We start from the raw sequence: 13,028 nt of genomic DNA on the forward strand, positions 1-13,028 counted from the left end.
CAGACCCCTTGGCGGGCAGCCCGCTTTTTCCGTCATCCCGGGCTTGACCCGGGACCCAGGGTTTTAATTCCAGGCGGCGCCCGTGATCGCTCTGGGTCCCGGATCAAGTCCGGGGTGACGATGAGGGGTGGGGCGGCTTTCCAACGCGGTTTTGGTTATCGCGATGCCCGCCGACGCTCTGTCGCTGGTCTATCGCCGCGCCTGAAGCAAATCTATTGTCAAACCGCCCGGTTTCCGCCTAGCCTGTTGACGTAAACGGCAGGGTCGGAACGGCCCGCCACACGATATTGGAGAGAGAGATGCTGGCAACCGTCGCTGAGGCGCGTACCGACCTGGGTTCCACCATTGCTTATTGGGCCGAGGAGCGACCTGATGGCGTGGCATTGGACGATGGTTCGGTCCGCATCACTTATCGGCAGCTTGATGCGATGGTCGATAGGTACGCCCACGCGTTTGCAGGCGCTGGACTGCAACCGGGTGATCGCATCGCCTGGCTCGGCAAGAACGCCAGCCTGTATTTTACCCTGCTCGTCGCCGCCTCGCGCGCAGGGTTGGCCATGGTCCCGGTCGGCTGGCGCCTCGCGGTGCCGGAGGTCCGGTACATCCTGTCCGACACCGGCGCTGCGATGTTGGTCTGCCAGAGCGCCTGCGCCGGGCTGGCGGCCGCTGCGAGCGAAGGGCTCGATACGCTGCGGTACACACTGGTCGAAGGTGACAGCGATGTCGGCGCCATGACCTCGCTCGAGGCCTGGGTCGATGCGCAGCCGAAAGGCGACCTGCCCGAAGCCGATCCCGATCGCGGCGTGCTGCAGCTCTACACATCCGGCACCACCGGCAACCCCAAGGGCGCGGTGCTGTGCAACCGCAATATGTTCGGCCTGCGCCCCATCATCGAGGCGTCCGATGTCGACTGGTACAAGATCAGCAGCGACGATTCGATGCTGGTGATCATGCCGGTGGCGCATATCGCGGGCTCGGGCGTGGGGACGATCGCATTCTACAATGGCTGCCGCGCGGTGATCCGCGCCGAGTTCTCGCCCGATGCGGTGCTCGATTGCGTTGCCGATGGCGTCACCCACATGTTCCTGGTGCCCACCGCGCTGCAGATGGTGGTCAACCACCCGCGCGCCGCCAGCACCGACTGGTCGCGGCTCAAGCTGGTGATGTATGGCGCAGCCCCGATCCCGCTCGAACTGCTGCGCCAGTGCATGCAGACGATGGGCGCCGATTTCTGCCAGCAATACGGCATGACCGAGACCACCGGCACCTTCTGCGCGCTGCCGCCCGAAGATCACGATCCCGCAGGCAACGAGCGGATGCGCTCGGCGGGCAAGGCGCTTCCCGGGGTCGAGGTGCGGATCGTCGATGGTGGCGGCAACCCGGTGCCCAACGGCACGATCGGCGAGATCGCCACGCGCTCGCCGCTCAACATGGTGGGGTACTGGCGCAACGACGCCAAGACGCGCGAAACAGTCGATGCCGATGGCTGGCTGCGCACCGGTGATGCGGCGTATATGGATGACGACGGCTATGTCTTCATCCAGGACCGGGTGAAAGACATGATCATCTCGGGCGGCGAGAACGTCTATCCCGCCGAGGTCGAGAACGCGATCTTCGGCCATCCCGATGTGCTCGAGGTCGCGGTGATCGGCGTTCCCGACGCCAAATGGGGCGAGGCGGTCAAAGCCGTGGTCGTGCCCAAGCCGGGTCATGAGGTCGACCCCGCATCGGTGATCGCCTGGGCGCGCGAACGGATCGCGCCGTTCAAGACCCCCAAGTCGATCGACATCATCCCCGAGATGCCGCGCAACGCCACGGGCAAGATCTTGCGGCGATCGCTGCGCGAGCCATACTGGCAGGGGCGTGAGCGTCAGGTCGGCTGAACGCTCTGGCGCGCCGGCCGCGAGAGCCGGTGTTCGCGCCAGACGATGTACAGCCCCGATCCGATGATTAGCGGCGCGCCGAGCCATGTCGCGGGGACCGGCCAACGGTCCCAGATCAGATAGCCGATCAACGCGGCCCAGATCAGGCTGGAATAGTCCATCGGCAGCACCACCGATACCGGCGCGAAGCGCAGCGACGAGGTGATCGCCAATTGCGCCGCGGCCCCGAACACGCTGATCAGGCCGATGATGCCCCATGTCTCGAGATCGTGTGCCTGGCCGACGAACAGCATCGCGATGCCCAGCGGGAGCAGCGAGGTCAGCGAGAACCAGAACATCGTCGTCACCGACTTTTCGGTCTCGCCCAGCTTGCGGATCAGGATGCTGACCCATGCGGTGACCCCGACACCTGCCAGGGCGACAAGCGCGCCGTTGAGCGGGATGTGTCCATTGCCTGGCTGGATGACGATGAGAACCCCCGTCAGGCCCAGCGCAATCGCCGCCCAGCGGTGCACGCCGACCGCTTCGCTCAGCAATATGACCGACAGCAAGGTCGCGACGATCGGCACCATGAAGCCGATCGCGGTGGCCTCGGCGATCGGCAGCAGCGTGAACGAGAGGAAGTTGAGCGTCATGCCCGTCAGGCCGACCGCCATGCGCGCGGCATGGGTCCAGGGGCGCGAGGTTTTCAGCACCGCAATGCCCGCACCGGCCAACGCCACCGGGATCATCAGCGCTAGTCCGGTCAACTGGCGGTAGAACACGCTTTCGAGCACGTGCACGCCCCGCGTCGAGGCGATCTTCACGCACGCGAACATCGCGGTGAGGCACAATGCCGCGAACAGCCGGGTCAGAACCGCAAACAGCGGCCGGTGGGCCGGCGCGTCGATGCGGGTCGCCGCGTCGCTGGCAGAGGGGGGTGAAGGCTGCGCCATGTCGCACGGCTGCTATCAGCCCGTACCCGCCGCGTCATCCCTGCAGCGACGGCTCCGCCGATATTTATGCAACCAGCCGCGATGAACCGGGGCATTTCTGCATGCCGCGTGTGGAAAACGGCAGGGTGGACACTCTGGCCAAAGTCCGACGATTGCGATAGTCGCTCAACGCATAGAAGAACGAACAGCAGCGACAGGAATGCCATGACCGACCAGTTCGAGCTCACCGAAGACCAGCTTGCGATCCAGGACGCCGCGCGCAAGTTCACCGCCGACCGGATCGCGCCGTTCGCAGCCGAATGGGACGAGAAACACATCTTCCCGCGCGACACGATCAAGGAAGCCGCCGATCTCGGATTTGCCGCGATCTATGTCAGCGAAGAAAGCGGCGGGATCGGTCTGGGACGGCTTGAAGCCGCGCTGATCATGGAGGCGATGGCCTATGGCTGCCCGTCGACCAGCGCCTTCATCTCGATCCACAACATGGCGGCATGGATGATCGATACCTTCGGCTCGGACGAGTTGAAGGGCCGCTATCTCCCCGATCTCGTCACGATGGACAAGATCGCGAGCTATTGCCTGACCGAGCCCGGTTCGGGATCGGATGCCGCCGCACTCAAGACCAAGGCGGTGCTCGATGGCGAACATTACGTCGTCAACGGCTCCAAGCAGTTCATCAGCGGCGCGGGCGAGAACGACGTCTACGTCACCATGGTGCGCACCGGCGAGGATGGCCCCAAGGGCATCTCGTGCCTGGTGGTCGACAAGGACACGCCGGGAGTCTCCTTTGGTGCGAACGAGAAGAAGCTCGGTTGGCACAGCCAGCCCACCGCGCAGGTGATCTTCGACAATGCCCGCATCCCCGTCGCCAACCGCGTCGGCGCAGAAGGCGATGGCTTCCGGTTTGCGATGATGGGGCTCGATGGCGGACGTCTTAACATCGGCGCATGCTCGCTCGGCGGGGCGCAGCGTTGCCTCGACGAGGCGGTCGCCTATACCAACGACCGCAAACAGTTCGGCAAGCGGATCAGCGAGTTCCAGAACACCCAGTTCATGCTCGCCGACATGGCGACCGATCTCGAAGCGGCGCGTGCGCTGCTGTATCTTGCCGCCGCCAAGGTTTCGGCCAATGCGCCCGACAAGACCAAGTTCGCCGCCATGGCCAAGCGCCTGAGCACGGATAGCGGGTCGAAGATTGTCAATGATGCGCTGCAACTGTTTGGCGGATATGGCTATTTGCAGGATTACCCGATCGAACGATTCTGGCGCGACCTGCGCGTGCATTCGATCCTCGAGGGCACCAACCAGGTGATGCGGATGATCGTCGCGCGCGAAATGCTGCGCCAGTAAGGACACGACCATGACCAGCGATGTTCTCACCCGCGTCGAAGGGCGCACCGGCATCATCAGCCTCAACCGCCCGCAGGCGATCCACGCGCTGACAACCGCGATGTGCCAGGCCATGACCGACGCTCTGGTCGCCTGGATCGATGACCCAGCGGTCGAGGCGGTCCTGATCGATCACGCCGAAGGCCGCGGTTTCTGCGCGGGCGGCGACATTCGCATGCTGGCCACGAGCGGCGCGCAAGACGGGGTCGAGGCACGCGCGTTCTTCTTCGTCGAATACCGGCTCAACCATCTGCTGTTCGTCTATCCCAAGCCGGTGGTCGCGTTCATGGACGGGATCACCATGGGGGGCGGGGTGGGTCTGTCGCAGCCCGCGCGCTATCGCATTGCCAACGAAAACACCCGCTTTGCCATGCCCGAAACCGGGATCGGCCTGTTCCCCGATGTCGGCGGCGGCTGGTTCCTTTCGCGACTGCCGGGCCGTACCGGGCAATTCCTCGCGCTCACCGGAGCGCGGCTCGATGGCGCCGAATGCCATGCGCTGGGCCTCGCCACGCACTATCTGCCATCGGACGTGCTCGCCAACGCCAAGGCGCAGATCGCCGAGCATCCCGACCGGATCGACGCCATTCTCGAGAGCCTCGCGGTCGAACCGCCGCCCGCGCGCATCCTCGGCAACCGCCAGCTGATCGACCGGCTTTTCGAATCAGACCGGTATGAGGACATTCTCGCCGCGCTGACCGCCGAGGGTTCAGAGTGGAGCGCCAAGGAGCTTGCCACGCTGAGCCACAAATCGCCGCAGACCTGCAAGGTTGCTCTGCGCCAGCTCAAGGAAGGCGCGCAGATGCCTGATTTCGCGTCGGAAATGGTCCAGGAATATGCCATCGGCGCGCGCGTCGTGCAGATGCATGATTTCATCGAGGGCGTGCGCGCGTTGATCATCGAGAAGGACAACGCGCCGCGCTGGAACCCGGAAACGCCCGAAGGCGTGACCGACGAACTGCTCGACACCATTTTTGCGCCGCTTCCCGCTGATCAGGCGTGGACGCCATTGGAGATTGCACGATGACCTATGAAACCCTGCTCGTCGAACAGCGCGGCGCCGTCACGCTGATCACGCTGAACCGTCCCCAGGCGCTCAACGCGCTCAACAGCCAGGTGCTCGCCGATCTGATCGCCGCGCTCGCCGCGTTTGATGCCGACTCCAGCCAGGGCTGCGCAGTGCTGACCGGCAGCGAAAAGGCGTTCGCCGCCGGCGCCGACATCAAGGAAATGGCGTCGCAGTCGTTCGCCGACATGTACGGCAGCAACTTCTTCGCCGGCTATGACCGGGTCACCGCGACGCGCAAGCCGGTGATCGCGGCGGTTGCAGGCTATGCTCTGGGCGGTGGCTGCGAGCTGGCGATGATGTGCGACTTCATCATCGCAGGGGACAACGCCAAGTTCGGCCAGCCCGAGATCAAGCTGGCGGTGACGCCGGGCATGGGAGGATCGCAGCGCATGGCGCGCGCGATCGGCAAGGCCAAGACGATGGACATGTGCCTGACCGGGCGGATGATGGACGCGACCGAAGCAGAGCAATCGGGTCTGGTCGCGCGTGTCGTGCCGGTCGCCGATCTCGTCGAGGAAGCCGTCAAGGCGGCTGCAACCATCGCGGGCATGGCGCCGCTGGCGACGCTCGCAGTCAAGGAAATGGTCAACGCTGCGTTCGAGACCACGCTGCAGCAGGGCGTCGTGTTCGAACGCCGGCTGTTCCACGGGCTGTTCGGCAGCGAGGACCAGACCGAGGGCATGGCGGCATTCGTCGAAAAGCGCCCCGGCAACTGGACCGGTCGCTGATCGACGGTGGACAGTTGCTGGTGGAGTGAGACTTACAACCGCGCGGGCGCATTCCTATCTTCTCCAGCAGACAGGAACCGCCGCATCATGAACCAGACCCAGACCCAGGCTCCCACCGCCTCCCAAGCCCGCCCGCCGCATCCCCTGCTCACTCTGACCGAAGGGCGGGCGGTGTTCGAGCTCGGCTGGTTCGTCGCGCTGCGCCGCGCGATGAAGCGGTTGCCCAAGGGCGATGGACACGCCGTGATCGTTCTCCCGGGCTTTCTGGCGGGTGATACCTCGACGCGGCCGATGCGCGGGCTCCTGAAAGATCTGGGCTATGCGACCTATGGCTGGGACTTGGGCCGCAACCTGCGCTTCAACAGCGATCGCGAGCAGGCGCTGTATGCGCTGCTCGACCGGGTCCACGACGAGTCGGGCAGGCCGGTCTCGCTGATCGGCTGGAGCTTGGGTGGCCTGTTCGCGCGCGAGATTGCCAAGCACAGCCCCGACAAGGTTCGGCAGGTCATCTCGCTGGGCAGCCCGCTTTCCAACGACCGCGGTTATACCAACGCCCGCCATCTGTTCGAACGCCTGAATGGCAAGCATCCCGAACCGATGCAGCAGGGCCGGTTTCAGGCGCTCGACGAAGCGCCGCCCGTGCCCACCACCTCGATCCTCAGCCGCAGCGATGGCATCGTCGCCTGGCGCGCCTCGGTCCAGAAGCCGGGCCCGCAGGCCGAGACGATCGAAGTGCTCGCCAGCCATTGCGGCCTCGGGGTCAACCCGATGGTGATGTACGCGATCGCCGACCGTCTGGCACAGGCGGAAGGCGAATGGCAGCCGTTCGACCGATCAGGCTGGCGGTCTATGGTGTTCAGGACGGTGAAGACTGACTGAGCGGGCGCGCTGTTAAGGCGGCGTGGGGAGAAAGCGCGAGACTTGCAGGGTGTTTGGCACTGAGCCGCCAAAATTGACTACCGTCAGCGCCTGTCCAGGCGCACCGAGCACTATGTCGATCGGGCCATTGTGGTACGCCACCATCTTCGCAGGCAGCGAGCCGAGTTCGTTCAAAGTGTTGGCCGGACTTTTGCACAAATCTGATTGTGTCTTGTCAGTGCATTCGATCGCGAAGGGTGTTTCGCCTGCTGCCACCCGGCGCAGTGTTTGCAGCGCCTCTAGGGCCACCGACGCCGGCAGTCCGTTGGCAACGATGGCGTACCCATCGATCGGGCATTGGTTCGAGGTGCTTAGCACCGCTTCATATCCTGGATTGCGGGATATGAAGCGGATACCGCGTTGTGCTTCTCGCTGATTGACCGAAGGTGCCTGTCGGTCAGTAAAAGCGACTCTCCACCACCGGCGGGAGCATCCCATGGGTACCTGGCTTGCCGCCTCACGGTAGATCATGACCATTTCACCAGGCGGCCCCGTGCGGTTGTTGACGCGCTCAGCCCCGACGATCGGGCCATGCTCGAGCCCGGCCAACGCCCATTCGCCCGCCTCGGCGGGGGGTAGCGCCAACGCCTCGTCCACGGTCAGCGGCGGCTGCACAGCCATCGCTAGGATCGTCAGCATTTCGTGGCTCACCGCATTATTCCTGTCTAACCGATTTCACCCGCTTCGGTACCTCGCCCCGGAAAACTATTGGATTGTTCCCACAGGTCAATGCCGGATAAGGCTGTGCGCGATCGGGGCTAGACAAAGCGCGGCAAGTCCCCACATGGACGCGATCTAAGGAGAACGCATCTTGCACAGCATCTGGGCTCAGCTTGCCATTGCCATGTCCGCGCTGGCGGGAACCGCAGCGATTGCCGATGCGCGGCGGATGCGCAGGCGCGACTTTGACCGGGTGGGGTTCATGCCGTGGCCGCTGATCCTGATCGTGTCGGCGGTGGTCGCGGTGTTCGCCACCGCGATTGCGCTCAAGGGGTATTGATCAGGCCAGGGCTTTAGAGACAGGCTTCCAGATACGCCTGTTCGAAGCCGAACTGGCGGGCCTTTTCGAGCGTGTAGGGGCGCAGGCCCGTCGAGCGGTATTCGCCGATGATCTTGCCGTCGGCGCCCTCGTCCATGTACTCGAACTTGAACAGCTCCTGGGTGACGATCACTTCGCCTTCCATGCCGATCACTTCGGTCACGTTGGTGATGCGGCGCGAACCATCGCGCAGGCGCTTGACCTGGACGATGATGTCGACCGATTCGGCGATCTGCCGGCTGATCGCTTCCTTCGGGATCTTGATGTCGCCCATCAGGATCATGTTTTCCATCCGGCCTAAGGCTTCGCGCGGGCTGTTGGCGTGGAGCGTACACATCGATCCGTCATGACCCGTGTTCATCGCGGCGAGCAGATCGAAGCACTCCGCGCCACGAATTTCGCCGAGGATGATGCGGTCGGGGCGCATACGCAGCGCGTTCTTGACCAGATCGCCGATGCTGATCGCGCCCTTGCCTTCAAGGTTGGGCGGACGCGTTTCGAGCGGCAGCCAGTGCGGCTGCTGCAGGCGGAGTTCGGCGGCATCCTCGATGGTCAGCACACGCTCGCCCGGATCGATCATCTTCGACAGCGCGTTGAGCATCGTCGTCTTGCCCGAACCGGTACCGCCCGAGATGATGACGTTGAACCTGCAAGCGCCTGCAATCTTGAGCGCGGTCGCCATCTTCTCCGACATCGCGCCCCAATCCTTGAGATTGTCGAGCGTGATCGGTTTTTCGGAAAACTTACGAATCGAGATCGCGGTGCCGCGCAACGACAGCGGCGGGATGATCACGTTGACGCGGCTGCCGTCCTTGAGACGGGCGTCGGCGAGCGGCGTGGTCTGATCGATGCGGCGGCCGACCTGATTGACGATCCGCTGGGCAATCTGCAGCAGGTGCTCTTCATCGCGGAACTGGATCGGCGCGATGGTGAGCTTGCCCTTCTTTTCGATATAGGTCTGCTCGGGGCCGTTGACCATGATATCGGTGATATCCGGATCGTTGAGCAGCTCTTCGAGCGGGCCGAAGCCGAGCAGCTCGTCGATCAGCACCTTTTCGAGCGCGAACTGCTCGCGCCGGTTGAGCGTGAGCTTGAGCTCGGCCAGAACCTCGAGGATGATCGGGCGGAATTCTTCGGCCAGCTCGTCCTTGGTCAACGTCGCTGCGGCTTCCGGGTCGACGCGCTCGAGCAGGCGCGGCAGCACCTGCTCCTTGATCTTGTGCACCGATGCTTCGAAGCCCTCGGCACGCGGGCCGGCATCGGCAACCGAATTGGCGCGGTCCGAAAGCCGTGTCATCGCCTCGTTCAGCGCGACGCTTTCGGGTGTCTGTTCCAGTAGGTCCAGGCCGGACAGGTCGGCGGAATCGAGATCGGGGAACTGGTCGCCGCCCATATCGAGCGACAGCCCCAGGCGGGATTCGGGCGCCGGGGTCGGTGTTCCGCCCTTCATCGGGCGAGCGACGCCAAAATTGGGCCGTGCGCCGGCCCCCATCTGTCCTATTCCGTTTTTCCTGCCAAACGCGCTCATAATGACCGATTATCCCGGATTGCTGGCGGATCAGAAGACCCGTCAATGATAGTCATGGTGAATAGCCCGGAAACTTTGACAATATCCTAACGCGGGCCTGTTGGAAGCGGCGCTCGCTATTGCACCGGGTGATGTGGCTTGCATCGATCCGGATATCGGGCATTAAGCCCGGCAAAAGTTAACAACCTCCAAGCAGGCGCACGCATTGCCCGATATTTCAGATTCCAAGACGGCAGCCGACGCCAGCCGCACCAACGTCGCCGCCGGAATGGCCTATGCGCTTGCAGGATTTGCGCTGCTTTCTGCTGGTGACGGCATGATCAAATCGGCCAGCGGAGAATGGCCCGGCATGGCGGTCGCGGCGCTGCGCTTTACGATCGGGGCGATCGGGCTGGGCGTGGTTTTGCTGCTGGTCGAGGGGCGGGAGGGGTTTCGGTTTCCGCGGCCCAAGGTGCAGCTTGCCAGGGGCTTCTTTCTCGCCGCAGCAACCCTGACCTTCTTTACCAGCATCTTCATGATGCCGCTGGCAACGGCAGTATCGATCCAGTTCATGGCACCGCTGCTGACCGCGGTGATCTCGTCGCTGCTCTATCGCGAGAAACTCAGCCCTGGGCGCTGGATAGCCACCCTGGCGGCTTTTGTCGGCGTGATCATCGTCCTGCGGCCAAGCTTTGCCGATCTGGGCGTGGCGGCATTGCTGCCCCTGGCGGCGGCATTCGGCATGAGTGGTCTGATGATGACCAATGCACGCGCCGCAGGCTCTGGCAGCGTTCTGCTGATGCAGTTCATCGTCGCAGCCATCGCCGCGCCGATCCTGGTGCTGGCGGCGGCAATCGGCCATCTCTCGGGCTATCCGCCGCTCCAGGTCGGCTGGCCCAGCGGCCATGTGATCCTGGTGTGCACCGTGGTCGCTGTATCGGCGAGCTTTGCGCACATGCTGATTTACACCGCGACGGTGCGCGGATCGGCTGCGGTCGTCGCGCCAATGGTCTATGTGCAGATTCTGGTGGCGATCGGCATCGGCGTGGTGTTCTATTCGGACTATCCCGATCTGGTGGCGCTGGCGGGAACCGGGATCATCATCGCCAGCGGCATCTATCTGCTGCGCGACGGGCGCAAATAGGGGGCAGCTATGGGTTTGGCAGGCACGGGATTGACGGGCTGGATCATCGGAATGGCCCTGCAGTCTGCGGCGCTACCAAGCCTGCCTGCACCGCCATCGCTGCCGTGCTGGATCGAAGGGCGCTGGGTTTCCGAAGCGGACGACGGCAAGTGGACCGAGGAGAACTGGACCGGGTGTCGCGCGCAGACCATGTTGGGAACGGGCAGGGGCGGGCGCGCGGATGCTGTGACCAGCTATGAGTTCATGCGCATCGCGCGTAACGAGAACGGCGATCTCATGTTCTACGGATCACCCTTCGGCAATCCCGCTGCCGCGTTCCGCGCGGTCAAGGCAGGGCCGGCCGAGATCGTTTTCGTCAATCCCAACCATGATTACCCGCAGCGTATCCGTTACTGGATGGAAGACGGCATGCTGCTTGCCGAAGCGTCGATGATCGACGGCAGCAAGCCGCAGGCGTGGCGGTATTTGCGGGTGGTGGGCAAGTAGAAGCCTGCTCGCTCTCCGGCGAACGCCGGAGCCCAGGAGTCAGATTGTTCTGTGATCGCCCTGGATTCCGGCGTGCGCCGGAAAACGGATAAAGAATCAGCCTGAAACGCGCTCGGCCAGGATGGTCAGGCCCTGTTCGGTGACCTCGGCAAAGCCGCCTTCTACCGCGATCGTTTCGGGCAGGGCGCCGTCGGTCTTGTAGATCGAAACCACCCCGTCGCGCATCGTCGACATCAGCGGCGCATGACCCTCGAGCACGCCGAACTCGCCTTCGCTGCCGGGTACGACGACCATGTGCACGGACTCCGAACGGACCAGCTTTTCGGGGGTTACGAGTTCAAATTGCAGTGCCATGCCGATCTTCCTTAAAGCCCTCTCCCCTTCGGGGGAGAGGGTTGGGAGAGGGGAGAGCGTTTATGCCCCTCTCAACTTCGGCTAGGGCCGCGCTGCGGCCCAGCCTCCGTATCTCTCCCCTGAAGGGGAGAGAGCAATGTCCGACCTTAAGCCGCTTCTGCCAGCGTCTTGGCCTTTTCGATGGCTTCATCGATGCCGCCGACCATGTAGAAGGCAGCTTCGGGCAGGTGATCGTATTCGCCATCGACCACCGCCTTGAACGAGCGGACGGTGTCTTCGATCGCGACGAACTTGCCGGGGATGCCGGTGAAGACTTCTGCCACGTGGAAGGGCTGCGACAGGAACTTCTGGATCTTGCGCGCGCGTGCGACGGTCAGCTTGTCCTCTTCCGACAGCTCGTCCATGCCCAGAATCGCGATGATGTCCTGCAGCGACTTGTACTTCTGCAGCGTTTCCTGGACGCGGCGGGCGGTGTCGTAATGCTCCTGGCCAACGACGGCTGCGGTCAGCACGCGGCTGGTCGAATCGAGCGGATCCACGGCGGGGTAGATGCCGAGTTCCGAGATCGCGCGGTTCAGCGTGGTGGTTGCGTCCAAGTGGGCGAACGAGGTGGCCGGGGCAGGGTCGGTCAAGTCATCTGCGGGAACGTAGATGGCCTGCACCGAGGTGATCGAACCCTTGTTGGTCGAGGTGATGCGCTCCTGCAGCGCGCCCATGTCGGTCGACAGGGTCGGCTGATAGCCCACAGCCGAAGGAATACGGCCGAGCAATGCCGACACTTCCGAGCCCGCCTGGGTAAAGCGGAAGATGTTGTCGACGAAGAACAGCACGTCCTGGCCTTCCTGGTCGCGGAAATATTCCGCTATGGTCAGGCCCGAAAGCGCAACGCGAGCGCGCGCACCCGGAGGCTCGTTCATCTGGCCGAACACCAGCGCAACCTTCGATCCCTCGCTGGTCGGATTGCCGTCGGCATCCTTGGCGATGACGCCTGCGTCGAGGAATTCGTGGTACAGATCGTTACCTTCGCGGGTGCGTTCACCCACGCCAGCGAACACCGAGGTGCCGCCATGGCCCTTGGCGATGTTGTTGATCAGTTCCTGGATGAGGACGGTCTTGCCCACGCCGGCGCCGCCGAACAGGCCGATCTTGCCGCCCTTGGCGTAAGGCGCGATCAGATCGATCACCTTGATGCCGGTGACCAGAATCGCGGTTTCGGTCGACTGATCGACGAAATCGGGAGCCTTGGCGTGGATCGGTGCGAAGTTCTTGGCGTTGACCGGGCCACGCTCGTCGATCGGCTCGCCGACGACGTTGAGGATGCGGCCGAGCGTTTCGGGGCCGACCGGCATCGTGATCTGCGCACCGGTGTCGGTGACTTCCTGGCCGCGGGTCAAACCGTCGGTGCCGTCCATCGCGATGGTGCGAACGGTGTTTTCGCCCAGATGCTGCGCAACCTCGAGCACCAGACGGTTGCCGTTGTTGTCGGTCACCAGCGCGTTCAGAATCGCGGGCAGGTTGTCTTCGAAGGTCACATCGACGACAGCGCCGATGATCTGGCTGATCTTGCCGACATTAT

At 63.8% G+C, this 13,028-nt stretch carries 13 protein-coding genes; 8 read left to right on the forward strand and 5 right to left on the reverse strand.

The window, feature by feature from the left end:
* The first annotated feature begins 299 nt into the window (after window positions 1–299).
* Window positions 300–1,883 carry a fatty acid--CoA ligase gene (locus tag ACK4R0_RS11530; RefSeq protein ID WP_409674079.1) on the forward strand — a complete coding sequence of 528 codons (1,584 nt, stop codon included), beginning with the start codon at window positions 300–302 and terminating at the stop codon, window positions 1,881–1,883.
* Here ACK4R0_RS11530 and ACK4R0_RS11535 read toward each other — a convergent pair.
* Complete coding sequence (locus ACK4R0_RS11535; RefSeq protein WP_409674080.1) at window positions 1,871–2,818, reverse strand: DMT family transporter; 948 nt, start codon at window positions 2,816–2,818, stop codon at window positions 1,871–1,873. The genes ACK4R0_RS11530 and ACK4R0_RS11535 overlap by 13 nt on opposite strands.
* 204 nt (window positions 2,819–3,022) lie before the next feature.
* Between ACK4R0_RS11535 and ACK4R0_RS11540 the strand changes: the two genes are divergently transcribed.
* From ACK4R0_RS11540 to ACK4R0_RS11555, 4 genes are all read left to right on the forward strand, one after another.
* On the forward strand, window positions 3,023–4,168 hold the full coding sequence (locus ACK4R0_RS11540; protein ID WP_409674081.1) for an acyl-CoA dehydrogenase family protein: 1,146 nt from the start codon (window positions 3,023–3,025) through the stop codon (window positions 4,166–4,168).
* A gap of 10 nt (window positions 4,169–4,178) precedes the next feature.
* Window positions 4,179–5,234 (forward strand): enoyl-CoA hydratase/isomerase family protein, encoded by a 1,056-nt coding sequence (locus ACK4R0_RS11545; protein ID WP_409674082.1) that lies wholly within the window; start codon window positions 4,179–4,181, stop codon window positions 5,232–5,234.
* Window positions 5,231–6,004: an enoyl-CoA hydratase gene (locus ACK4R0_RS11550; protein ID WP_409674083.1), complete on the forward strand. Its 774-nt coding sequence runs from the start codon at window positions 5,231–5,233 to the stop codon at window positions 6,002–6,004. The genes ACK4R0_RS11545 and ACK4R0_RS11550 overlap by 4 nt, the downstream gene beginning before the upstream one ends.
* A gap of 87 nt (window positions 6,005–6,091) precedes the next feature.
* Window positions 6,092–6,883: an esterase/lipase family protein gene (locus ACK4R0_RS11555; RefSeq protein ID WP_409674084.1), complete on the forward strand. Its 792-nt coding sequence runs from the start codon at window positions 6,092–6,094 to the stop codon at window positions 6,881–6,883.
* Between the two features lie 12 nt (window positions 6,884–6,895).
* Here the strand turns inward: ACK4R0_RS11555 and ACK4R0_RS11560 are convergent, their stop codons facing one another.
* Window positions 6,896–7,573, reverse strand: a complete 678-nt coding sequence (locus ACK4R0_RS11560; protein ID WP_409674085.1) for a hypothetical protein — start codon at window positions 7,571–7,573, stop codon at window positions 6,896–6,898.
* Window positions 7,574–7,733: 160 nt separating this feature from the next.
* Here ACK4R0_RS11560 and ACK4R0_RS11565 point away from each other — a divergent pair, with 160 nt between their 5' ends.
* A complete protein-coding gene (locus ACK4R0_RS11565) occupies window positions 7,734–7,922 on the forward strand; it encodes a hypothetical protein (RefSeq protein WP_409674086.1) in 189 nt (62 codons plus the stop codon).
* A 13-nt stretch (window positions 7,923–7,935) separates the two neighbouring features.
* Here ACK4R0_RS11565 and ACK4R0_RS11570 read toward each other — a convergent pair whose 3' ends face one another.
* Window positions 7,936–9,489, reverse strand: coding sequence for a CpaF family protein (locus tag ACK4R0_RS11570; protein WP_409674087.1), 1,554 nt, complete (start codon window positions 9,487–9,489; stop codon window positions 7,936–7,938).
* 205 nt (window positions 9,490–9,694) lie between these two features.
* Here ACK4R0_RS11570 and ACK4R0_RS11575 point away from each other — a divergent pair, with 205 nt between their 5' ends.
* Window positions 9,695–10,612, forward strand: coding sequence for a DMT family transporter (locus ACK4R0_RS11575; protein ID WP_409674088.1), 918 nt, complete (start codon window positions 9,695–9,697; stop codon window positions 10,610–10,612).
* Between the two features lie 51 nt (window positions 10,613–10,663).
* Window positions 10,664–11,098, forward strand: coding sequence for a DUF6265 family protein (locus ACK4R0_RS11580; RefSeq protein ID WP_409674089.1), 435 nt, complete (start codon window positions 10,664–10,666; stop codon window positions 11,096–11,098).
* Between the two features lie 96 nt (window positions 11,099–11,194).
* On the opposite strand, the gene ACK4R0_RS11585 is transcribed toward ACK4R0_RS11580, so the two are convergent.
* A complete protein-coding gene (locus tag ACK4R0_RS11585; protein ID WP_409674090.1) occupies window positions 11,195–11,452 on the reverse strand; it encodes an ATP synthase F1 subunit epsilon in 258 nt (85 codons plus the stop codon).
* Between the two features lie 146 nt (window positions 11,453–11,598).
* Window positions 11,599–13,028, reverse strand: a 1,430-nt coding sequence (atpD, locus tag ACK4R0_RS11590; RefSeq protein ID WP_409674091.1) for a F0F1 ATP synthase subunit beta, incomplete at its 5' end; no start/stop codon positions are given.

Source organism: Blastomonas sp. (genome assembly GCF_046294995.1).
Taxonomy (GTDB): Bacteria; Pseudomonadota; Alphaproteobacteria; order Sphingomonadales; family Sphingomonadaceae; genus Blastomonas.